The sequence below is a fragment of the Microbacterium lacticum genome, from assembly GCF_006716815.1.
Lineage (GTDB): Bacteria > Actinomycetota > Actinomycetes > Actinomycetales > Microbacteriaceae > Microbacterium > Microbacterium lacticum.
Window position 1 is genome coordinate 475,969 of sequence record NZ_VFPS01000003.1, and the last position, 21,705, is coordinate 497,673.

Sequence of the window (21,705 nt, forward strand, 5' to 3'; positions counted from 1 at the left end):
TCCAGCCGGGACATCCGCTCCACGGCATCCGTCACGGTCGCCGGCGACGCGGTCTCGGTACCGCTCACGCGCGAGTCGTCGATGGGCGAGGTCATGGCGCACCCCATCGCGGGGCCCGTGGTGCAGGCCGCGATCGTCGAGATGATGAAGGGGATGGATGGCGTCGCCGACATCATGCCGGAGGGTGTCGACCCGACCGCCATGATGGCGTCGTTCCCGTTCGGACGCATCTCGATGATGGCGGGAGACGCCGCGACGCCTGAGATGATCGACGGGCTCATCGCGATGGCGAACTCAGGCGGCGCTCCCGAGTGATGCTCACGCGGCCCGCGACGAAGTCGTAGAACGTCAGCGCGAGACGCAGTGGGCCGAGCTCGAGCGGCACGAAGTCGCGCGTGCGGCGGAGCCTGCGCCACAGCGTCGGGTCGAGCTCGCGCAGGTAGCGCCTCGCGCGGTGCGCGTGCGCGGTGTTCGAGGCGATGCGGATCGTGCGCGCCGCCGCGAGCCACGGCAGCGAGAGCGACAGGTTCTCGCGCGTCGTGGTCGCTGCGCGCTCGATCACGATGTCGGACGGACGGATGCCGAGGCGCGCCCCGTACGCGGCCATCGTGTCGGCCTCCGCGACGTCCCGACCGACCGCGCCGCCCGTGAAGACGAAGACGGCGCCGACCGGCGCGGACCGGCGCGGACCGGCGCGGACCGGCGCTGCAGCAGCCCGGGCGTCCCGTCGCGGCGGCCCGGATAGCCGAGGACGAGCACGACGTCACGGCCCGCGGCGGGCCCCGTCGTGCACGCGGCCGCCGGAGGGTAGCCGGCCCGCGACGCCCCCCAGGCCTGTCCCTCGGCGAATGCGAGCAGCGCGCACCCGAGCGCGGCGAAGGCGCCGGGCGCGCGCCGCGGCATCCGGCTCACGCGTCGAGGAACGCCAGCAGCGCCTCGTTGACCTCGGCGCCGTGCGTGCGCAGCAGCCCGTGCGGGGCACCCTCGATCTCGACGTACGTCGCGTCGGGGAGCAGCTCGCGGAACCGCCGCGCGGTCTTGTCGATCGGCAGGATGTTGTCGGCCGTGCCGTGCACGATGAGCGCCGGCACCGTGATCGCGGGGATGTCGCCGCGGAAGTCGGTCGGCCACGTCAGGGGAGCGGCGGCGATCGCGGCGTTGCCGGCCTGATTCGTTACCTGCACCGACGCGTCGAGTGCCTCCTGGGAGATGCGCGTGCCGGGGAAGTCGTCGAGGTTGTAGAAGTCGCGGAAGAACCCCGTGAGGAAGGCGTACCGGTCGGCGGCGACGGCGGCCGCCGTGCCGTCGAAGTAGGCCTGGTCGCCCGCCCCGTCGGGGTTGTCGGGGGTGATCAGCAGGTAGGGCTCAAGCGAGCCGAAGAACGCGACCTTCGCGACGCGCGCGGCGCCGTAGCGCGACAGGTAGCGGGCGATCTCGCCGGTGCCCATCGAGAAGCCGACGAGGATCGCGTCGGCCAGGTCGAGGTCCTCGATGAGGGCGTGCAGGTCGGCCGCGAAGGTGTCGTAGTCCGACCCCGTGGACGTCTTCGACGACGCGCCGAACCCGCGGCGGTCATAGGCGATGACGCGGTACCCGGCCTCCTGCAGGGCACGGCTCTGCAGGTCCCACGACTCGCCGTTCAGCGGGAATCCGTGGATCAGGACGACGGGCTGGCCCGTCGAGGGGCCCTGGTCGGTGTAGAAGATCTCGACGTCGGTCGAGTTCTCGGTCGCCACAGTGAGGTATGCCATGCCTCGAAGCTACGCCTGTGGGGGATCGGGCGCCCAGCAGAAGTTGGCGCGACGCGCGAGAATCCTGCGAGGGATGCCGCGGGTCGCGCCGACTTCGCGGGGGTCTGGCCTCACGCGTCGCGGCGAGCGCCCTCCGAAGGGTGCACCGGGAAGATGTGCGGCGCCGTGAAGCCCGCCTCGGCGAACGCCGCCGTGACGGCATCGGTCACTGCCCCGACGAGGTCGTGGTCGACGAGGGCGATCGCCGCACCGCCGAACCCGCCGCCGGTCATGCGTGCGCCCACGGCGCCCGCGGCGCGCGCCGTGTCGACGGCGAGGTCGAGCTCGGGCACCGAGATCTCGAAGTCGTCGCGCATCGAGACGTGCGACGCATCCAGCAGCGGGCCGATCGCGCGGGGTCCGGCGCTGCGGAGCGTCGCGACGGCATCCAGCACGCGCTGGTCCTCCGTCACGACGTGGCGCACGCGGCGGAACGTGACGTCGTCCATGAGCTCCGCCGCGCGTGGCAGGTCGGCCACTGACAGGTCGCGTAGAGCCGCGACCCCCATGATCGCGGCGCCCTTCTCGCACGAGACCCGGCGCTCGCCGTAGCCGCCGGTCGAGTGCGCGTGCGACACCTTCGTGTCGATGACGAGCACCTCGAGTCCCGCCGGTGCGAAGCCGAGCTCGACGCCATCGGCCTCGAGCGAGCGGCAGTCCAGGAACGTGCCCGCGTCGGCGCGGCCGAGCATCGACGCCATCTGGTCCATGATCCCGGTGGGCGCGCCCACGGCCTCGTTCTCGGCACGGCGGCCGACCCGGGCGAGCGTGACCCGGTCGAGGCCGAGCTCCCACGCGTCGTTGAGGGCGGATGCCGTCGCGCCCTCGATCGCCGCCGACGACGACAGGCCCGCGCCGACGGGCACGTCGGAGGTGAACGACAGGTCGACGCCGGGGACGGATGCCGCATCGACGCCGGTCGCCGAAAGCAGCGCCCACGCGACGCCGAGCGGATATCGCGCCCACTCCACGATCTCGTCGCGGCGCGCGGGGAAGAGGTCGGCGAGCTCGGTGAGGGCCACCTCGACCGGCTCGGGGTCGAACGAAGAGCGCACCCGGATGCGCCCGTCGGTGCGGACCGATAGGTCGACCGACGTGCGGTACTCGATCGCGAACGGGAACACGAACCCGTCGTTGTAGTCGGTGTGCTCGCCGATGAGGTTGACGCGCCCGGGCGCCGACCAGGTTCCGGTGAGGGTGCGGGTGGACGTGGTCACAGGGTCACTCCTTCGACGGCGGTGCGCAGCTTCTCTGCCGCGACCTCGGGGGGAACGTCGCCGATCCAGGCGCCCATGGCGGCCTCGGACCCGGCGAGGAACTTGAGCTTGTCCGCGGCGCGGCGAGGGCTCGTCAGCTGCAGGTTCAGGCGCACGCTGTCGCGCCCGACGTGCACGGGCGCCTGGTGCCAGGCGGCGATGTACGGCGTGGGCGTGTCGTACAGGGCGTCGACGCCGCGCAGTAGGCGCAGGTAGAACGGTGCGAGCTCATCGCGCTCGGCATCCGTCAGCCCGGCGAAGTCGGCGACGTGACGGTGGGGCAGCACGTGCAGCTCGAGGGGCCAGCGGGCGGCGAAGGGGACGAATGCCGTGAAGTGCTCGCCGCGCAGAACCACGCGCGGGCCCTCCTGTTCGAAGGCGAGGATCCGGGCGAACAGATCGGGAGCCGTGCGATCGATCGAATCGAGCAGGCGCTGCGTGCGCGGCGTCACGTACGGGTAGGCGTAGATCTGACCGTGCGGGTGGTGCAGCGTCACGCCGATGGCCTCACCGCGGTTCTCGAACGGGAACACCTGCTGCACGCCGGGAAGCGCCGACAGTGCCGCGGTGCGGTCGGCCCACGCCTCGATCACGGTGCGGGCGCGCGTGACCGTCTGCGTGCCGAACGAGCCGGCTCGGTCGGGCGAGAAGCACACGACCTCGCACCGGCCGACGCTCGTGCGGGTGCGGCCGAGCCCGAGGCGGGCGAGGTCGTCGAGTCCCCGCGGCGGGTCGGCCGCGGCGGGGACGTCGCCGATCGCCTCGGCGAGGGCGGGGCCGAACGAGGGGGAGCGGTTCTCGAAGACCGCGACGTCGTAGACCGACGGGATCTCGGACGGATTCGCGGGCGTCTGCGGGGCGAGCGGGTCGAGCTCGGCCGGCGGCAGGAAGGCGCGGTTCTGGCGCGCGGCGGCGACCGAGATCCAGTCGCCGGTGAGGACGTCCTGCCGCATCGTCGCGGTTTCGGGGCGGGGGTCGAGGTCGCGGGCGTCGACCGAGCGGTCATCGCCGAGCGTCGTGTCGGGGTCGTCGAAGTAGATGAGGTCGCGGCCGTCCGCCAGGCGCGTCTCGCGCTTGACGCGGCCGCCGCCGAGCTGAGTGGAGTGCATCGTCGCGGTGGTCACACACCTACGGTACTCGCTCCACGTGTTATCGTCAACATGAGCGGGATGCCGCCGATCTCGCCCCTAGGATGGCCAAATGGCGAGACGAGTATCGATGGCGGATGTCGCGGCGGCGGCCGGGGTGTCGGCGCAGACCGTTTCGCGCGTCGTCAACGACAGCCCCCGGGTCGACCCCGCGACGCGGGCGAAGGTCGAGACGGCGATGGCCGCGCTCGACTACCGCATGCACCGCGCCGCCCGGGCCCTGCGCACGGGGCGCACCGACACGATCGGCCTCATCGTCTCGACCCTCGCGACTGTCGGCAACTCCCGGATGCTCCAGGCGATCGCCGACGCGGCATCCGCCCGCGGCTTCGCCCTGACAGTCGTGACGGCCTCGGGGCGTGAGGCCGTCGCCGATGGATTCGAGCGGCTGCACGACCAGGGCATCGACGGCGCCGTCATCCTCAACGAGGCGACGGCGCTCGCGCGCGGCCTCGACGTGCCCGAGGATCTCGCCCTCGTCGTCGTCGACTCGCCGCCCGACGAGCGGTTCGCCGTCGTCCAGACCGACCACGCCGCCGGTGCGCGCGCCGCGACCGCGCACCTGCTCGCGAGCGGACACGCGACCGTGCACCACGTCGCGGGGCCCGCCGACTCGTACGCCGCCGCGGAGCGCGAGCGGGGCTGGCGTGAAGCGCTCGCCGATGCGGGTCGCGAGACGCCCGAGCCCCTGCGCGGCGACTGGACCGCGGCATCCGGCCACGCCGCTGCGGCGGGACTGCCCGCGAGTGCGACGGCCGTGTTCGCCGCGAACGATCAGATGGCGCTCGGCGTGCTGCGCGCGCTCGCCGACGCGGGTCGGCGCGTGCCCGAGGACGTCGCCGTCATCGGGTTTGACGACGTCGAGGACGCCGTCGAGTACCGCCCGCCGCTCACGACGATCCGGCAGGATTTCGACGCTCTCGGCACGTCCGCGGTGGACTCGCTCGTCGCCCTCATCGGAGGCCGCCCAGCCGAGCCCGTCGTGGTGACCCCCACGCTCGTGGAGCGCGCGAGCGCCTGAGCGCCCGGGCGTCGCGGCCCGCGGGTCAGCTCGCGGCGCGGCGCGCTTCCCAGCCCGTGCGCACCATCTCGTCGACCGAGTAGCGGTTGCGCCAGTCGAGGTCACGCGCGGCGAGCTCGCCCGTCGCGACGATCCGGTCGGGGTCGCCGGGACGACGTGGGCCGATCCCCGGCGTGAAGTCGATGCCCGTGACGCGGGCCATGGCATCCATGATCTCGCGCACGCTCAGGCCGTTCTGCGACCCGAGGTTGTACGCGGCCTCGATCGGCTCGCCGGCCGCGAGGCGCTGCGCCGCGACGACGTGCGCCGCCGCGATGTCGGCGACGTGCACGTAGTCGCGGACGTTCGTCCCGTCGGGCGTGTTGTAGTCGTCGCCGTAGATCTGTGGAGTCTCGCCCGCGAGGAGCTTCTCGAAGACTATCGGGAAGAGGTTGTGGGGGCTCGTGTCGTAGAGGGTCGCATCGCCGGAGCCGACGACGTTGAAGTAGCGCAGCGAGGTGTGCCGCAGCGGTGCCTCCCCATCGGCGGTCGCGGTCGCCTGGTCGCGCAGCAGCCACTCGCCGATGAGCTTCGACTCGCCGTAGGGCGAGGCGGGATGCTTCGGCAGATCCTCCGTGACGAGCGCGACGTCCGGCGTGCCGTAGACCGCGGCGCTCGAGGAGAACACGATGTTCGTGACCCCGGCATCCGCCATCGCCTCGAGCACGACCCGCGTGCCCTCGACGTTCTGCGCATAGGTGTGCAGGGGTCGCCGTACCGAGACGCCCGCGTACTTGAAGCCGGCAACGTGGATCACCCCCTCGACCTCGTGCTCGCGCAGCGTGGCGATGAGCAGGTCGCGGTCGAGGATCGTGCCCTCGACGAACGGGACGCCCTCGGGGACGAACGAGGCGTGCCCGCTGGAGAGGTCGTCGATGACGACGGGCGCGATGCCGGCATCCTTCACTGCGCGCACGACGTGCGCTCCGATGTACCCGGCTCCTCCGGTGACCAACCAGCTCATCCGAGCTCCCCTCGACACATTCACTCTAGTGGGGTGACGCCCCGATGTGTTGACGATAACATTCGGATATGGCGAGCCACACCTTCGAGATCGGCGATGATGACTTCCTCGTGGACGGGGAGCCGTTCCGCGTCATCTCAGGGGCCTTGCACTACTTCCGCGTGCACCCCGACCAGTGGCGGGAGCTTATCCGCATGGGCCGCATGATGGGGCTCAACACGATCGAGACCTATGTCGCCTGGAACGAGCACGCACCTGAGCGCGGTGTCTTCGACACGGCCGGGAGACTCGACCTCGCGCGGTTCCTGCGCGACGTCGCCGAGGAGGGCATGCACGCGATCGTGCGCCCCGGCCCGTACATCTGCGCCGAGTTCGACGGCGGCCGCAGCCGCTCGCCCCAGCGGGCGCGGGGAAGGCGGCTGTAGTGCAGCTCGCCTGACAGGGGCACCCAGCCGATGCCATCGCGCAGCACCGCGCGGTCGGTGACGGTGAGCCCGCGCGCGGCTTCGGCGAGAACCGGCACGGCGGCGGGGGTCGCGGGCGCGGTCCAGCCGCGGTGGGTGACGCGCGCCATCACAGCCCGCCGATGATCGCGTTGTCGAGCTCGTCGATGTCGACGCTCGTGCGGTCGGCGCGGTTCGTGAGGAACGCCCACGCGAGTCCCGCGTCGACGTGTCGACGCGCCCAATCGAAAGCACTGCCCGTGTTCACGTTGCCATTGTGGCAGGAGTGCATCGCGGACCACGATTGGATAGCGCTTTCCCGGGCGACCGACCCCGACGAGGCCGTCCGACGCACCGCCGCGGGCTTCGCCTCCGCCGTCTCGCCGCACCCGGCACCCTAGAATCGCGATGGTGACCGATACACACGGGTCTGCGCGCGTCGGCGCCGTCACGCTGCGCGCCTCGACGCCGCCGCGCCCGTGACCCGCGTCGTCCTGGCTCTCGACAGCTTCAAGGGGTCGATCACCGCCTCGGCCGCGGCGGAGGCCGTGCGGGACGGCTGGCTGTCGCAGCGCGCGGGTGACGATGTCGTGCTCCGGCCGATGGCCGACGGAGGCGAGGGCACGCTCGACGCGTTCGCCGCCGCGATCGCGGGCGCGCGCCGCCGGCCCGTGACCGTCACTGGCCCGGACGATGCCGCGACGGATGCCGCGTGGCTGCTGCTGCCGGATGGCACGGGCGTCGTCGAGCTGTCCTCGACGAGCGGCATCGAGGTGCTGGGCGGCCAGTTGCGCCCGTGGGATGCGGGAACCGTCGGGTTCGGCGAAGCGATCGCCGCCGCACTCGCGGGCGGCGCGCAGCGGCTCGTGCTCGGCATCGGGTCATCCGCCTCGACCGACGGCGGCGTCGGGGCGCTGACCGCGCTCGGCGCCCGATTCGCGGATGCCGACGGCGCCCCCGTCGCGCCGGGGCTCCGCGGGGTCGCATCCGCGGCATCCGTGGATCTGGCGGGGCTGCGCGCGTTGCCGCCCGGCGGCGCCCTCGTGCTGAGCGACGTGAGCAACCCGCTGTGCGGACCGCGCGGCGCGGCGGCCGTCTTCGGCCCGCAGAAGGGGCTGGATGCCGCGGGTGTCGTCGCCGCCGATGCCGCGCTCGCGCGCCTCGCCGCGCTCGTGGCCGACGCCGCCGGCCCCGCGCATCCCGGCCCGGCCACTCCCGGCGCGGGCGCCGCAGGCGGCACAGGGTTCGCGCTGCTCGCGTGGGGTGCCGCGCTCGTCCCGGGGTCGGCCGAGGTCGCGGAGCTCATCGGGCTGGATGCCGCGGTCGCAGGCGCCGACCTCGTCATCACGGGTGAGGGCTCTTACGACGACCAGTCGGCGGCGGGCAAGGTCCCCGCGTTCGTCGCCCAGGCCGCCGCCGCGGCCGGCGTCGCCACCGCCCTCGTCGCGGGGCGGATCGCCGCGGACGCCGATGTGTCGGCGTTCACCGCGGCTCGCTCCCTCACCGACCTCGCAGGTTCCGCCGAGGCATCCCTCGCCGATCCCGCCCGCTGGCTCCGCGCCGCGGGCACCGCGCTCTCCCGGACGGTGTGAACGCGCTCGGTGGAGGAGAACCCGCTCAGTCCCCGAGGGCCTCCGACACGACGGCGCGGGCCTCGGACAGCACCTCGCGCAGGTGCTCGGGGCCGCGCAGCGACTCGGCGTACAGCTTGTACACGTCCTCCGTGCCCGAGGGCCGCGCGGCGAACCACGCGTGCTCGGTCTGCACCTTCAGCCCGCCGATCGGCGCGCCGTTGCCGGGCGCGTGCGACAGCTTCGCCGTGATCGGCTCGCCGGCCAGCTCCGTCGCCGTCACGGCATCCGGCGACAGCTTCGCGAGCGCCGCCTTCTGCGCGGGCGTGGCCGGCGCGTCCACGCGCTGGTACGCCGACGACCCGAACTCGGCCTCGAGCTCCGCGTAGCGCTGCGACGGCGTCTTGCCCGTGACCGCGAGGATCTCCGACGCGAGCAGGCACAGCAGGATGCCATCCTTGTCGGTCGTCCACACGGTGCCGTCGAACCGCAGGAACGAGGCTCCGGCCGACTCCTCGCCGCCGAAGGCGATAGACCCGTCGAGCAGCCCCGGCACGAACCACTTGAACCCGACCGGCACCTCGTACAGCTGCCGACCGAGCGCGGCGACGACCCGGTCGATGATCATCGACGAGACGACCGTCTTGCCGACGGCGGCCTCCGCGGGCCAGCCGGGGCGGTTCGCGTACAGGTAGTCGATCGCGACGGCGAGGTAGTGGTTCGGGTTCATCAGCCCCGCGTCGGGCGTCACGATGCCGTGCCGGTCGGCGTCGGCGTCGTTGGCGGTGAGGATGTCGTACTCGTGGCGCCGCGCGACGAGGGATGCCATGGCCGAGGGCGACGAGGGATCCATGCGGATCTTCTCGTCCCAGTCGAGAGTCATGAACCGCCACGTCGGGTCGACCTCGGAGTTCACGACCGTGAGGTCGAGCCCATAGCGCTCGCCGATCAGCGCCCAGTACTCGACGGATGCCCCGCCGAGCGGGTCGGCGCCGATGCGGATGCCCGCGTTCTTGATCGCGGCGACGTCGATGATGTTCTCGAGGTCGGCGACGTAGCCCTCGCGGAAGTCGTAGCCGCCGAGCGCCGCGGTGTCGATGTCGGCGAAGCGGGTGCGCTTCACCCCGTCGAGCCCGGCGGCGATGAGGGCGTTGGCCCGGTCGGCGATCCATCCCGTCGCGTCGGTGTCGGCGGGGCCGCCGTGCGGCGGGTTGTACTTGAACCCGCCGTCGCGCGGCGGGTTGTGGCTCGGGGTCACGACGATGCCGTCGGCGCGACCGGCGTCGCCCGCGTCACGACCGCGGTTGTAGGTGAGGATCGCGTGGCTGAGCGCCGGCGTCGGCACCCAGGAATCCCGCGAATCGACGCGCACGTCGACCCCGTTCGCGACGAGCACCTCGATCGCGCTGCGCTCGGCGGGGCGCGAGAGTCCGTGCGTGTCGCGGCCGAGGAACAGCGGCCCGGCGATGCCCTGCGCCGTGCGGTAGTCGACGATCGCCTGCGTGGTTGCGAGGATGTGGTCCTCGTTGAAGCTCGTCGACAGCGACGAACCGCGGTGACCGCTCGTGCCGAAGACGACCCGCTGCTCGGGCACCGAGGCATCCGGCTTTCGGTCGTAGTACGCGGCGATCAGTTCGTCGATGTCGATGAGATCGGATGCTTCGGCTGGCTGTCCTGCGCGGCTCATGGGTTCAGTCTGTCACTGCCGCGCGCATCTCGCGCGGGCGCGTCACGCGACGGCCCGCGTCGCGCCACGTCGGGACCCGCGGGCGCGCCGCGCCCCGCGCTCAGCCGCGGTGCAGGACGGCGGTCGCCGTGCCGCCGGCGATCGACGACCCCAGCGTGAGGGTGTCTCCCGCGCAGGTGTACGAGGCGTCGGTGAGCGGGGCCCCCGCGACCTGCTGGGCGACCTCGCCCGGATCGGTCTCGGCACCGTCGATGCTCGCGGACACGACGAGCCCGTCGGACACCGGCGAGGTCGCCGTGATGCGGTCGCCGGTGGCGGTGTAGGTGCCGTTCGCGGTGCCGCCGACCGAGATCACGATCGTCGTGCCCGCCACCTCCGCGTTGACCTGCACGTCGGGGGTCCATGCGAACGTGCCCTCCGGGGTCAGCGTCAGCGCGGCCGAGCCTTCGGGGGTGAAGGCGATGCCGGCCCCGTCGAGCAGCGCGTTCACGTCGGAGTAGTACGCCTCCAGCGCACCCTGGTCCATCGTCCAGTCGCCGGCCAGGCACGCGCTCGCGTCGGCGCTCGGGCTCGCGCTGGCGGAGGGGGCGGTGGATGCCGAGGCCGAGGCCGACGGCGTCGCCGAGGCCGATCCGGTGCTCGCGCTCGGGCTCGGCTGCGCGCCCTCGGGCACGCATGCGCTCAGGCTCAGCGCGAGGGCGGCGGCGAAGACGGCGGTCACGGCGGGGGTGATCGTGCGGCGGGTCATGTGCTCCAGGGTACGGGGCGCGGGGCGGCGAGCCGGCAGCCGGGCGCGCGCGGTGCCCAGCGCAACTAGGCTGTCGGCGTGACCCCCGCGCCCGACGAGACATCCGCGCCCGACGAGACGTCCGAGGGCTCCGCTGTCCGTTCCGTCGCGGCCGACACCGTGGCATCCACGCCCACGCGTCGCACGTACAGCTACCTGGGACCGGCGGGGACCTTCACCGAGGCCGCGCTCGCGCAGGTGCCTGAGGCGCGCGACCAGATCTGGCGCCCGGTGCGCAACGTCGGCGAGGCTCTCGCCGACGTCGTCGAGGGGCGCTCGGATGCCGCGATGATCGCGATCGAGAACTCGGTCGACGGCGGGGTGTCGACCGCGCAGGACGCGCTGGCGACCATGCCGGGGCTGCGGATCGTGGGGGAGTACCTCGTCCCGGTGAACTTCGTGCTCGTCGCGCGTCCGGGGGTGCGCCTCAGCGACGTGCAGCTCGTCGCCGCGCATCCCGTCGCCTACGCGCAGTGCCTCCGCTGGCTCGGTGAGCACCTGCCCGAGCACGCGCATCTGCCCGCCGCCTCGAACGTCGCCTCGGCGGTCGGGATCGTCGACGGTGTGAGCGACGCCGACGCCGCGATCGCGCCTCCGGGCATCCTCGAGCACTACGACCTCGAACTGCTCGCGGATGGCATCGGCGACAACCCGAACGCCGTCACGCGGTTCGTGCTGGTGAGCCGCACGGTCGCGGCGCCCGCGCCGACCGGAGCCGACAAGACCTCGCTGATCGTCGAGCTCCCCGAGGAGTATCCCGGTGCCCTGCTCGAGCTGCTCGAGCAGTTCGCGACGCGCGGGATCAATCTGTCGCTGCTCGCCTCGCGTCCGATCGGCGACGCGCTCGGCCGGTACCGGTTCGTGATCGACGCCGACGGCCACATCCACGATGAGCGCATGGCCGACGCGCTGCTGGGGCTCCGCCGGTTCAGCCCGAAGGTCATCTTCCTCGGCTCGTACCCGCGCGCCGACCGGGCGATCGTGCACTACCCGGAGCGCTACTCCGACGACGTCTTCGTCGAGGCCCGCGACTGGTTGCGCGGCCTCATCTCCGGCGCCCCCGACGCCTAGCTGTACTTCCCCGTGAGGTTGTGAACGCGGGCTGAGGGGGTCTGGCCGCCGATCCCGGTGTGGGGTCTGTGGTGATTGTAGTGATGCAGCCAGGTCTCGTAGGCCGCGGCTCGCTCTGCTTCGCTGGCGTAGGGCTTGGCGTAGGCCCATTCGGCGGCGAGGGTGCGGTTGAAGCGTTCGACCTTTCCGTTGGTCTGTGGCCGATACGGCTTTGTCCACTTGTGCTTCACGCCGTCGCCGAGCGCGTCCGCGAACGCGTGTGACCGGTAGCACGCGCCGTTGTCTGTCATCACGGCGGTGACCGTGACTCCGAGGCTCGCGAAGAACGCGTTCGCGCGGGTCCAGAACCCTGCCGCGGTCTCCTTGCGTTCGTCGTCGAGGATCTCCGAGTACGCGACTCTCGAGTTGTCGTCGACGGCGTGGTGCAGATACCGGTAGCCGCGGGAGCCGGCCGCTCCTGCCCGTGCGGCCTTGTCACGGACGGATGCCGCGGCACGGTCCTGCGCCGATCCGCGGCCGAAGGCGCGCCAGCCGCCGCCATCAGGGATCCGGCCCTGCTTCTTGATGTCGACGTGGATCAGCTGGCCCGGTCTTGCGACCTCGTACCGCTTCGGCGTCGGCTTTCGGACTGGCAGCCCGGTGGCCTGATCGATGTTCACGAGCTTCGGCATCCCATACCTGGCCAGCACCCGGCCGACCGTCGAGCGGGCAAGGCCCAGGTGATACGCGATCCGGTGCGGACCCCACCGGCGGGTGAACCGCAACGACACGATCCTCCGCTCCGTCTTCCGCGGGAGCCGGTTCGGCGAGGTCTGCGGCCTCGAGCTGCGGTCCGTCAACGGCAGCCCGGCCCGATACCGGTCGACCCACCGTTTCGCCGTCGCGGGCGAGCACTGGAACCGTTCCGCTGCCCGCCGCAACGACCAGCCCCGATCCACGACGAGGACAGCAAGACGACGACGCCCTTCCGGCGTCAAAGGCGCGTTAGCGTGAGACACGATGACCTCCGTGGTCAGGATGCGAGTGTGGTAACCCACATCCTGCCCGGAGGTCTTCGCCTACCTCACCCGTTCACAACCTCCCGAGGAAGTACACCTAGCCCGGCCCGGCCCGGCTCAGCCGGCGAGCAGCTCGAGCGTGCGGGCGCGGCCGGCGGGGGCATCCATCGGCTCGGCGTCGTAGGCGCCCGCGACGGGAGAGATCATGACCTCGTCGACGCCGTGCGCGGTGGCGAAGGCGGTGACGGCGGTGCGCGCCTCGTCGCCCGTGCCCACGAACCAGCGGCGGCGGAGGGCCTCGATGAGGGGCGCGGCGAGGTGGTCGGATGCCTCGGCGCGGGCGGCCTCTTCGACCGTCTCGAGCGCGACGAGCGGGCGTCCGCCGTGCAGCCGCGCCATCATGCGGGCCTGCGGCAGCATGCGCTCCTCGGCCTCGGCGGACGTGTCGGCGACGACGGCGTTCGCGGTGAGGAAGGTGCGCGGGGTGTCGAGGTGCGCGGACGGCTGGAACCCCTGACGATACAGGTCGAGGGCGCGGTCGAGTCCCTCGCCGGAGAAGTGGTTCGCGAACACGTACGGCAGGCCGAAGGCGGCGGCGAGCTGGGCGGAGTAGTCGGATGACCCGAGCAGCCAGACCTCGGGTGCGCCGGTCGCCGCCGGGGTCGCGTGCACGCTGTACTGGTCGTCGCCGTCGGCGCGGCCGGTGAGCCGGTAGCCGGCGCCTTCGGACGAGGTGAGGGCCAGGATGTCGCGGATGTGGTCGGGGAACCGGTCGACGTCGCTCGTCGTCCCCGACATGCGCAGCAGCTGCGTGATCACGGGGTCGCTGCCCGGCGCGCGCCCGATGCCGAGGTCGATCCGCCCGGGCGCGATCGCCTCGAGGGCGGCGAACTGCTCGGCCACGACGAGGGGGGCGTGGTTGGGCAGCATGACCCCGCCCGATCCGACCCTCAGACGCGTCGTGCGCGCCGCGGCCGCGGCCACGAGCACCGGCGGCGAGGTCGAGGCGACCGCGGGCATGTTGTGGTGCTCGGCGAACCAGTACCGGCGGTAGCCGAGGGCGTCGGCGCGGGCGGCGAGATCGAGCGAGGCGGCGACCGCCTGCGCGCTGGTCTGCCCGGTGCGGACGGGAACGAGATCGAGGACGGAGAGTGCGGGGGCCATGATGAGGCCCAACCGCCGGCGCCACGCCGGCATTCCCGCAAGCACTTGCGCCGTTCTGCAAGAGCCGATCCTCGGGGTGGTGTCGGTCTTCGCGATCATCGCGGCGTGGAAGGACTATCTCTGGCCGAAGCTCGTGCTGCCGAACCCTGCGGTGCAGCCGTTGTCGGTGCGCCTGCCCGACGTGGCGAGTCAGACCGAGCTCGACGTGTTCCTCGCTGCGCTCGCCATCGCGACCCTCATCCCGATCGCGATGTTCCTCGTCTTCCCGTCCGTCTTCGTGCGCTCTGCGGGGCTGGGCGGCGCCGTCAAGGGCTGACGCCGTGACGTATGCAGGAGATCCGCGCCCGCGCCGTGCGCCGACCCGCGGAATTCCGGGGTGGGCCGGTGCCGCCGCGGCCGGCGATCCTGTATACGTCACAGCGAGCCTGGCTCACCGTGGGTCACCACGGCTGACGGCCGCCGCTCGCGGGGACCGCATCGCCCCTCTCACCCCGCGCGCTTGACCGCCTCGTAGGCGGCGAGGGCGGCCTTTCGGGATGCGGCGAGGTCGACGATCGGCTCGCGGGCCGCCGATTCCGGTGCCCACTCCTTGACGTATCGGCCGTCGGCGTCGAACTTCTTCGCCTGCAGCTCGGGGTTGAAGATGCGGAAGTAGGGCGCCGCGTCGGCGCCCGATCCGGCGACCCACTGCCAGTTGAAGGGGTTGTTGGCCGCGTCGGCGTCGACGAGGGTGTCCCAGAACCACTCCTCGCCGCGTCGCCAGTCGATGAGCAGGTTCTTGACGAGGAAGGATGCCACGACCATCCGCACCCGGTTGTGCATGAACCCCGTGGCCCACAGCTCCCGCATCCCGGCGTCGACCAGAGCGATGCCGGTCTCGCCGCGCTGCCACGCCCGCAGGTGCGTCGGCCGGAGCGGCGGCCACGGGAACGCGTCGAACGCGGAGCGGAGGTTCTTCGTCGCGAGGTCCGGGAAGTGGAACAGCGTGTGCCACGCGAACTCCCGCCAGCCGAGCTCGGAGAGAAAGCCGCCGACGGGCTCGTCCGACCCCACCGCCGCGTGCCATACCTGGAACGGACTCAGCTCGCCCCACCGCAGCCGCGGTGAGAGCAGCGAGGTCGCCCCCGCGGCCGGTTCGTCGCGCGCGCGGTCGTAATCGGCGGCATCCTCACCCAAGAACTCCCGCAGCCGCGCTCGCGCGCCGACTTCGCCCGGCGTCCACCGCTCCCGCAGGCCTGCGGCCCAATCCGGCCGGGTCGGCAGCAGCTCCCAATCGGCGAGGTCATCGGATGCCGGCGCTGACGCCGGTCCTGCCAGCGTGCGCGGCTCGGGCAGGGGAGCGCGCGGCGCGGGCAGCTGCCGGCACGCGTTCCAGAACGGGGTGAAGACCCCGTACGGGGTGCCGGCGCCGGTGCGCACGGTCCACGGCTCGTACAGCAGGGAGCCGGCGAACGACGCCACCTCGACCCCGTCCGCGCGCAGCTCCTCCTTGATGGCGGCGTCGACGGTGCGCTCCGGGCCGCCGTAGCGCCGGTTCCAGAACACCGCCCCCGCGCCGATCTCGCGGGCGAGGGCGGGGACCACCTCGGCCGCGGCGCCGCGGCGCAGCACGAGCACCGATCCCTTCTCACGCAGCCGCTCGCCGAGCTCGGCGAGCGAGTGGTGCAGCCACCAGCGCGCGGCGCCGCCGAGCGGACGGATGCCGGGGGAGACCTCGTCGAGCACGAAGACCGCGACCACCGGCTCGCCCCGGTCGGTGGCGGCGCGCAGCGCCGGGTTGTCGGCCAGGCGCAGGTCGTCGCGGAACCAGACGAGCGAGGGGGAGGCCATGGCATCCATCGTGCCGGGATGCCTCACACCGGCGCACCCCCTTGACGCGCGCTCGAAGAGACCCGCCGCGAGCCGACCCGCCGCGCCCGACTCGTCAGAGGTTCGGCGAGGTGTGCCCGGTCGGCACGGCGAGGCGGAGCGCCCTCTCCTCGACGCGCACGCTCACGGCGGTGGCCTCGCCGAACTCGTCGCCGTCGAGCTGCACCGGCTGCGCCGCCGAGGCGGCCAGCTCGATGCCCGGGCCCTTCGCGTAGCGCACCGAGTTGTCCTTCGTGCGCAGCCGCAGAATGCGCCGCCCGGTGCGGAACCGGCGCAGCACGCTGTTGTCCCACGCCACCTTCCGCCACACGGCCAGCCAGCCGAGGGCGGTCTTGGGCTGGAAGATCACGATGTCGAGGTCGCCGTCCGACACGGATGCCTCGGGTATCAGCTCGAGCCCGGCGGGCAGTGACCCGCAGTTCGCGAACAGCACGCTCTGCACCTGCGCACGATGCATGCGGTGACCGAGCACCTGGTACATGATCGGGAACGGCTTGGCCTTCACGAGCGAGCGCGCGGCGCCGTCGACGTACGCGACCCAGCCGACCTTCTTCTTGAGGTCGCCGCTCGTGTTGGCGATCATCGCGGCGTCGAGGCCCATGCCGCCCATCACGACGAACGCATGCTCCTCGTGGTCGCCGTCCGGGCGCGTCAGACGGGCATATCCGACATCGATCGCGTGCACGTCCCCGTCGAAGGCCGCGGCGACCATCGCCGCAGGGTCGGTCAGCGGCAGGCCGAGGTTGCGGGCGAGCAGGTTTCCGGTGCCGCTCGGCACGATCGTGAGCGGTACGTGGACGTTCGCCATCGCCTGGCTCACGGCCCGCACGGTGCCGTCGCCGCCGGCGACGAGCACAGCGGATGCCCCGGCATCCAGTGCCTCCTTCGTCACCCCGTCGCCCAGATCGTCGACCGTCGTCTCGTAGAAGAGCGGCTCACCCCACCCCGCCGCGGCAGCGTGCTCGGTCACCGTGGCGCGCAGCTGGTCGACCTCGACCTTGATCGGGTTGTAGACGAGCGCCGCGCGACGATCGGAGGAGGGATCAGGGGACGCCATGCGCCCACGATAGCCGCCCCCGGCCGCTCATCTTCGTCGCGGTGCGCAAGCCGTCGTGGGACCTTCGCACCGAGGCCGAGAAGACCACCGCCGACAATGTGCTCGTGAATACCACATGTTGAGTTTGACACCACTACGTCCTGCCTACCGGTAGGGCGGAGCAGGATGATGGCAGTACGTGCATCAACCCCAAGGTCTCCTACTTGAGGTCATGCTCACTCGTCGGCATCGAGGAGTCCGCTACCTGCCGCCGCTTCTACCAGTGGTTGTGCAACCGAATCGCCGACCGCGCCTCGTATCGCCTTGACCAGCTGATGCACGCGGTGCCTCACCATGTAGTCAGTGCCGGTCGTGTTCCGAACGCGCTCGGCGAAGAAGGCAACGAGCTCAGGGCCATAGGCGGCGAGGACTCCATCCGGCAACTCTCGATTGAAGAATCGCTCACCCAGACCGATGCCGTGCCCGCCGAAAAGGATCGCTGCGGCAGGGACGAATTCACCCACGACAGGAACGACGTCCGCCCAGCGTGCAAGCTCTTCGGGGGATGCGACCCGCGGCTGCCCGCTGAGTCGGCGTTCCAGATGCTTGCCGAGCCACCGGCGCCAGACCTCGGCCCCGTCGACGCCATCTTCGCGGAGGAATCGGGCGACCGCTTCAGCGAAGGCAGCGGCATGTGAGCCGTTTGACGCGAGCACTGTCTGATCAAGCAGGCGCCTCCGGTCGGTACTCGTGATGCCCGCGTATGACACCACGGAGGTTATGAACCCCAGGAGGATGTGATGCAGTTGTTGGTCTGGCAATTCGTCGATACGGCTGAGCTCGGCGACCATGCTGTCGAACAGCCCGGCTGCGAGGAGCCGGTCGTTCCACCGAGGATGGTGCAGGAACGGGTACCAGCCAAAGGCGTGTCGCTGCGGGTCGTTGAAGAGCGGAAGCAAATGCGCCGCCGCGAAACCAGCGTCCGCGGCAAAGTAGAAGAACAGCTGTCCAGCAATCGCGGGTTGCGTAGCGTCCAGTGCATCCTCGTTGCCGTTCAGCAGCGCGACGAGCGCCTCCGACTCCTCGTCGCTGAGTCCAGCCCAATCCTCACGTGAGTGTCGCCAGCGACGATCGACCTCGCTATTCCAGTACTGGGCCACGAAGCCCGGCCAAGAGTTTAGGTAGAGCGGCGCGAACGACAGGGGGGTCGAATCTTCTCGGTGTGTGAATCCTGCGCCTTGCTCGCGCCAGAGTGCTCGCGCCAGCTCGCGCATGGACGCGAGCACCGGCGACTCAGCTGCGTCGATCTGCTGTCGAATCTGCTCAAGTAGGAATCGCCCTAATGCATAGGCGGAGTCCTTGTCCGTAAGCAGTGTGGTGAGGCGCTGGACGGCCCCGAGGCCCGAATCTCCCAGCTGGGCTTTCCCCCAGCCTTCGGCGATCGCGCGCCATAGGTCGACCTGCTTGTCGTTAAGCTCGTCGCGGCGGAGGACGGCGTCCCAGAGCTGCAAGCCGAGGTCCGGGCGTTGCTCGACGGCCTGTTGCACAAGCCCGAGCGCATCTCGCCAGTCGGGCTGATCGAAGTGGCGTTCGGAATAGTCACGGGACAGCAGGTCATCGAGTGCAGCGCTCACGTTCTGATCGAGCGCCTGGATGAACTCCTCGATGTCCATCGGCGGCTTCCCACCCCAGGTTCCGCTTGTCATCCAGCTGTCGAAGTCAGGATGCTCTCGCACCCCGAAACCAGGGTTCTCAGCTTGGATCGCGTCGAACGCGGCCTGCGCCTCCGCCCAGTCAGGGTCGGCTTGCGTTAGCCATGCCAACAATTTGTACTTCGCGTACGCGAAGTGACGGTCGCGGTCGGGAATCTCTTCGGGGTAGTCGGGTCCAGCGTCGGCAGCGTCCAAGACCCGCTGCTTGAGCGGCGGCGTCGCGCTACCGACCGCGGCGGCGAGTACCTGATAGGTCTCATGTTTCAGATCGTCTGCGTATAGTCCAGTGCGATCGAGGAGCCACGAGAGCTTGTCGTCCGAACTCCGTTCCGGATCGTTCGCTACCAGATGCAGAGCCAGGCGCTGCATGAGCGCACGGTCGAGGTTCCACCATCGATCGGGCAGATCGGGCCAGAGGGGCAGCGCCTTGATCCCGTATTCGCGAAGGCCGTCTATGACTGCGTCGAGCGGCTCCCGGAATTCATCCTGGGCGTGTGGTTCGATTGCAGATCGGTGATGCGCGAGGGGGTCCCAGCTTCGGTCGCCGTGATACGCGGCGAGCAGGTCGTACGCCGCCGCGATGGCATCTTCCAGGACACCACCGAGGGAGCGATCTGCCGGGGCAGATTTCTGCAAAATAAGCATGATGTGCTGGGTCAGCGCGTACTCTTCCGAGTTCCAGGCGACCTTTGCATCGGGATGGACCGTGCGTTCCGTGGACTCATTGACGAACCAACGCCGTTCCAGCTTGAGGAACGGCCGCAGCGCGGCACGCAGCACGGCTGTGCTGCGTGCCGTCGAATCGGGCAGGAACGGCATGAGGAACTTGGTTCCTAGCGGAGCTGACTGCCCGTGTATCGATGTAGCCAGAAGTGTTTGCCACCGTTCTCCGGCAGACGCGTCTTGCTTGCTGAGGTCGTTAGCGAGCCAGCTGGCGGTCCGGTAGAGCGAAGCCGTCATCGATTGCCCGAGTCGTTGCACGGTCTGGAGTGCTGCACCGTTCAGCGTCGTCGACTCGATGAAAGTCCGTGCGAACCAGTTGCCTAGCACCGCCGTCGCGTCAGACACGTCCGCCGGTGAGAACAGGGCCTTGAACTCAGGAAGATCCTCCACCCAGGTCAGCCATTCGAGTTTGGTCTCGTCGGGCAGCGATCCCGTCGCAAATCCGAAGTCGCGGGCGCCGTCTGTCGTCCGGAGACGACCATGGAGGTAGTCGCGGTCGGGCAGTGGCATTGTAGTACCGCCGCCAACGATCTCCTGCACACGCGACTGGTGATCGGTCTGCCCCATCTTGGCTCGATCCGCCCACGCGGTAAGCGCCGCCACGAGCGCGTGATGATCGCGCCCCACCACCGGGTATGCGATCGGCCGTATCCCCAGGTATCCCCACTTGCTGTTCGTCGGGTCGCTCGTAAACGCGAACCGCTTGGAGGCCTTGCCGTTGCCGCTGGAGGGCAGCCCGAGCGCGAGGTACCGCATGATCACGTCGTCATGGCTGTAGCCGACGAATACCACGGTGAATCGATCGAACATGGGAAGGAGGAACCGTGCTGCCCACGCATCGGTGATGTATGCATGGCCGAAGTCACGGTCGGTGAGGATCAGCTCCTCCTTCGGGCGCCGTACTGAACCATGCAGGTGCACGAGCCCAGCAAAGTCATGTCCGAGAGGCAACGCCGGGGCATACCACGTGTCCGGTACCGCGATCGATTCGCTTCTTGCAGCAGAGGCAAGGTGATCGTCGTAGTTAGTGGTGACCACGCGGAACGCTCCTCCGATTCCCGCGAGGTCCACAACCGCACTATGTAGCGGATTGAATCGTGACCTCGGATCGGAAATCAGCGTGTGGGCGTGCTGATGGGCGTCGAATCCCTGAGGGAGCGACTCCAGCTGCCCAATAAAAAAGTCCAGCCCGCTGCGCCTCGAGAATGGGTGCGACGCCAGTCGCGCAAGCTTCTTCGCGAGGCTCTCAAAGAGTGGAAGGTTCGACGGTTTGCCCAGCGAAGCCCCTGCGCCGACGAAGAACACCAGCTCGCCACGCTCGTGGGCGTCGAGGATCTCGTCAGGTAGCTCGACATCTCCAGTAATCCACATCAGGCCGCTAACTCTCTGTAGCCGTTCAGCGTGCTCACCGACGTAATTCCAAGGTGCCGTAGAACGAATCTAAACAATAGCCCGGCAAGGCGCGGACCATGTACCTTGTAGCGGTCCGGACCAATGCCATCTCGACTCCCTTGTGCTCTTCTGGCCAAGCTCTCTGGTGTTGCTCGCCGGGTACAAGTATCGCGCAGCCCAGCGCCAGTAGGCCAGACGAGGTTTCGTCTGATCACGCGGCGAAAGCTCCACCCCGCAGGTTGCGGGCCCCAATGAGGAGTGAAGATGCAGGGGATTGCAGTGAATGTCGCATGCTGTACCTGACACCACTACGCGTACGCTGCGATCGGCCGCGGGCGGGCGGCGTAGGCGGTGAGGTGTTGGTCGAGGAGTGCTGCGGCGTGGAGCATGGCTCGTGCTCGCGCGGTGAACGCAGTGTGTCGTTCTTCGAGGACGGAGCGGAGGGCTGTGCCGGTTCGGGCGTTGCGGAGTTCTTCGATGACGGGCTTGATGCGGGTGAATCGGTAATGCCCTTGCCGGAGGAGTCGGATCACTCGGGCGTCTCGCACGTCGTCGGCATCGTAGGAGCGATGCTGCACGCCAGGTAGACGTTCCGGCGTGAGGAGGCCCGCGTTCTCCCAGACGCGGAGGGCGGAGGTGCGCACGCCGAGCAGGTGGGCGAGTTCCCGGATGGACATCGGCACGCTGGCGTGCAATCGCTCGTCTACGGCGTTGCTGATGGCGTTGAGGATCTGCGTTGTCTGGGCGAGCGCCTGGCGCTGTTCATGGAGCGTGTGGTGAGAGGCGTCGATGAGCGCGAAGGCTTCGGCGGTGTCGTCCCGATAGATGGCGGTCATGATGGCGCGGGCTATGGGTGCACCGTGGCCTCGGGCGAGGGCCTGGTAGCAGTGCAAGGCGCTGAGGTGTTCGTCGGTGTAGAGGCGGTATCCGGTGGCGGTGCGCGCGGCGGCGGGGAGGACTCCTGCGGCTTCAAGATTGCGCACGTGCTGGGGCGACACTCCCGCGCTGGCGGCAAGATCGGCGGTCTTCATCAT

At 70.4% G+C, this 21,705-nt stretch carries 17 protein-coding genes and 3 pseudogenes; 6 read left to right on the forward strand and 14 right to left on the reverse strand.

Annotated elements, in window-relative coordinates; translation table 11 throughout:
• Positions 1-93: 93 nt before the first annotated feature.
• Positions 94-315 (forward strand): hypothetical protein, encoded by a 222-nt coding sequence (locus tag FHX68_RS11000; protein WP_141381085.1) that lies wholly within the window; start codon positions 94-96, stop codon positions 313-315.
• Here FHX68_RS11000 and FHX68_RS15960 read toward each other — a convergent pair.
• The 4 genes and pseudogenes from FHX68_RS15960 to galT all read right to left on the reverse strand — a co-directional run.
• Positions 278-652: pseudogene (locus FHX68_RS15960) on the reverse strand (YdcF family protein); the annotation flags it as partial. The gene FHX68_RS11000 and the pseudogene FHX68_RS15960 overlap by 38 nt on opposite strands.
• A gap of 256 nt (positions 653-908) precedes the next feature.
• Positions 909-1,751: an alpha/beta fold hydrolase gene (locus tag FHX68_RS11010; RefSeq protein ID WP_141381086.1), complete on the reverse strand. Its 843-nt coding sequence runs from the start codon at positions 1,749-1,751 to the stop codon at positions 909-911.
• A gap of 110 nt (positions 1,752-1,861) precedes the next feature.
• Positions 1,862-3,007, reverse strand: a complete 1,146-nt coding sequence (gene galK / locus FHX68_RS11015; protein WP_141381087.1) for a galactokinase — start codon at positions 3,005-3,007, stop codon at positions 1,862-1,864.
• Positions 3,004-4,155 (reverse strand): galactose-1-phosphate uridylyltransferase, encoded by a 1,152-nt coding sequence (gene galT / locus FHX68_RS11020; protein ID WP_141381094.1) that lies wholly within the window; start codon positions 4,153-4,155, stop codon positions 3,004-3,006. The genes galK and galT overlap by 4 nt, the downstream gene beginning before the upstream one ends.
• Before the next feature lie 109 nt (positions 4,156-4,264).
• Here galT and FHX68_RS11025 point away from each other — a divergent pair, with 109 nt between their 5' ends.
• Complete coding sequence (locus FHX68_RS11025; RefSeq protein WP_141381095.1) at positions 4,265-5,215, forward strand: LacI family DNA-binding transcriptional regulator; 951 nt, start codon at positions 4,265-4,267, stop codon at positions 5,213-5,215.
• 25 nt (positions 5,216-5,240) lie between these two features.
• Here FHX68_RS11025 and galE read toward each other — a convergent pair whose 3' ends face one another.
• Entirely contained in the window at positions 5,241-6,218 is a 978-nt protein-coding gene (gene galE / locus FHX68_RS11030) for a UDP-glucose 4-epimerase GalE (RefSeq protein ID WP_141381088.1), read from the reverse strand.
• A gap of 68 nt (positions 6,219-6,286) precedes the next feature.
• Between galE and FHX68_RS11035 the strand changes: the two are divergent.
• Positions 6,287-6,601: pseudogene (locus FHX68_RS11035) on the forward strand (beta-galactosidase); the annotation flags it as partial.
• A gap of 190 nt (positions 6,602-6,791) precedes the next feature.
• Here FHX68_RS11035 and FHX68_RS15245 read toward each other — a convergent pair.
• The gene (locus FHX68_RS15245; protein ID WP_170214267.1) at positions 6,792-6,929 is read right to left on the reverse strand and encodes a hypothetical protein; all 138 of its coding nucleotides are present in this window, start codon (positions 6,927-6,929) and stop codon (positions 6,792-6,794) included.
• A gap of 211 nt (positions 6,930-7,140) precedes the next feature.
• Between FHX68_RS15245 and FHX68_RS11040 the strand changes: the two genes are divergently transcribed.
• A complete protein-coding gene (locus FHX68_RS11040; protein WP_141381090.1) occupies positions 7,141-8,253 on the forward strand; it encodes a glycerate kinase in 1,113 nt (370 codons plus the stop codon).
• A 25-nt stretch (positions 8,254-8,278) separates the two neighbouring features.
• Here FHX68_RS11040 and pgm read toward each other — a convergent pair whose 3' ends face one another.
• Entirely contained in the window at positions 8,279-9,919 is a 1,641-nt protein-coding gene (gene pgm, locus FHX68_RS11045) for a phosphoglucomutase (alpha-D-glucose-1,6-bisphosphate-dependent) (protein ID WP_141381091.1), read from the reverse strand.
• Positions 9,920-10,019: 100 nt separating this feature from the next.
• Entirely contained in the window at positions 10,020-10,667 is a 648-nt protein-coding gene (locus FHX68_RS15580) for a hypothetical protein (RefSeq protein ID WP_141381092.1), read from the reverse strand.
• Between the two features lie 159 nt (positions 10,668-10,826).
• Between FHX68_RS15580 and pheA the strand changes: the two genes are divergently transcribed.
• Complete coding sequence (pheA, locus tag FHX68_RS11055; RefSeq protein WP_141381096.1) at positions 10,827-11,777, forward strand: prephenate dehydratase; 951 nt, start codon at positions 10,827-10,829, stop codon at positions 11,775-11,777.
• On the opposite strand, the gene FHX68_RS11060 is transcribed toward pheA, so the two are convergent.
• Together FHX68_RS11060 and FHX68_RS11065 are read right to left on the reverse strand one after the other, a co-directional pair.
• On the reverse strand, positions 11,774-12,775 hold the full coding sequence (locus FHX68_RS11060) for an IS481 family transposase (RefSeq protein WP_141919996.1): 1,002 nt from the start codon (positions 12,773-12,775) through the stop codon (positions 11,774-11,776). The genes pheA and FHX68_RS11060 overlap by 4 nt on opposite strands.
• Before the next feature lie 117 nt (positions 12,776-12,892).
• Complete coding sequence (locus FHX68_RS11065; protein ID WP_170214274.1) at positions 12,893-13,939, reverse strand: LLM class flavin-dependent oxidoreductase; 1,047 nt, start codon at positions 13,937-13,939, stop codon at positions 12,893-12,895.
• 55 nt (positions 13,940-13,994) lie between these two features.
• Here FHX68_RS11065 and FHX68_RS11070 point away from each other — a divergent pair.
• Positions 13,995-14,255, forward strand: a pseudogene (locus FHX68_RS11070) (carbohydrate ABC transporter permease); the annotation flags it as partial.
• 170 nt (positions 14,256-14,425) lie between these two features.
• Here the strand turns inward: FHX68_RS11070 and FHX68_RS11075 are convergent.
• The 4 genes from FHX68_RS11075 to FHX68_RS11090 all read right to left on the reverse strand — a co-directional run bounded on the left by FHX68_RS11075 (position 14,426) and on the right by FHX68_RS11090 (position 21,702).
• Complete coding sequence (locus FHX68_RS11075) at positions 14,426-15,769, reverse strand: cryptochrome/photolyase family protein (protein WP_141381160.1); 1,344 nt, start codon at positions 15,767-15,769, stop codon at positions 14,426-14,428.
• Positions 15,770-15,863: 94 nt separating this feature from the next.
• A complete protein-coding gene (locus tag FHX68_RS11080) occupies positions 15,864-16,865 on the reverse strand; it encodes a diacylglycerol/lipid kinase family protein (RefSeq protein WP_141381159.1) in 1,002 nt (333 codons plus the stop codon).
• 215 nt (positions 16,866-17,080) lie between these two features.
• Positions 17,081-20,650, reverse strand: coding sequence for an SIR2 family protein (locus FHX68_RS11085; protein WP_141381158.1), 3,570 nt, complete (start codon positions 20,648-20,650; stop codon positions 17,081-17,083).
• Positions 20,651-20,979: 329 nt separating this feature from the next.
• The gene (locus tag FHX68_RS11090) at positions 20,980-21,702 is read right to left on the reverse strand and encodes a MerR family transcriptional regulator (protein WP_211345083.1); all 723 of its coding nucleotides are present in this window, start codon (positions 21,700-21,702) and stop codon (positions 20,980-20,982) included.
• Positions 21,703-21,705 lie beyond the last annotated feature (3 nt).

What these genes read in the sequence shown, in the direction of transcription:
- galE (WP_141381088.1), bottom strand. Translation starts at nt 6,218, where the DNA reads ATGAGCTGGTTGGTCACCGGAGGAGCCGGGTACATCGGAGCGCACGTC.
- FHX68_RS11085 (WP_141381158.1), bottom strand. Translation starts at nt 20,650, where the DNA reads ATGTGGATTACTGGAGATGTCGAGCTACCTGACGAGATCCTCGACGCC.
- FHX68_RS11000 (WP_141381085.1), top strand. Translation starts at nt 94, where the DNA reads ATGGCGCACCCCATCGCGGGGCCCGTGGTGCAGGCCGCGATCGTCGAG.
- FHX68_RS11075 (WP_141381160.1), bottom strand. Translation starts at nt 15,769, where the DNA reads ATGGCCTCCCCCTCGCTCGTCTGGTTCCGCGACGACCTGCGCCTGGCC.
- FHX68_RS15580 (WP_141381092.1), bottom strand. Translation starts at nt 10,667, where the DNA reads ATGACCCGCCGCACGATCACCCCCGCCGTGACCGCCGTCTTCGCCGCC.
- FHX68_RS11090 (WP_211345083.1), bottom strand. Translation starts at nt 21,702, where the DNA reads ATGAAGACCGCCGATCTTGCCGCCAGCGCGGGAGTGTCGCCCCAGCAC.
- FHX68_RS11080 (WP_141381159.1), bottom strand. Translation starts at nt 16,865, where the DNA reads ATGGCGTCCCCTGATCCCTCCTCCGATCGTCGCGCGGCGCTCGTCTAC.
- FHX68_RS11010 (WP_141381086.1), bottom strand. Translation starts at nt 1,751, where the DNA reads ATGGCATACCTCACTGTGGCGACCGAGAACTCGACCGACGTCGAGATC.
- galT (WP_141381094.1), bottom strand. Translation starts at nt 4,155, where the DNA reads ATGCACTCCACTCAGCTCGGCGGCGGCCGCGTCAAGCGCGAGACGCGC.
- FHX68_RS11025 (WP_141381095.1), top strand. Translation starts at nt 4,265, where the DNA reads ATGGCGGATGTCGCGGCGGCGGCCGGGGTGTCGGCGCAGACCGTTTCG.
- pgm (WP_141381091.1), bottom strand. Translation starts at nt 9,919, where the DNA reads ATGAGCCGCGCAGGACAGCCAGCCGAAGCATCCGATCTCATCGACATC.
- FHX68_RS11065 (WP_170214274.1), bottom strand. Translation starts at nt 13,939, where the DNA reads ATGGCCCCCGCACTCTCCGTCCTCGATCTCGTTCCCGTCCGCACCGGG.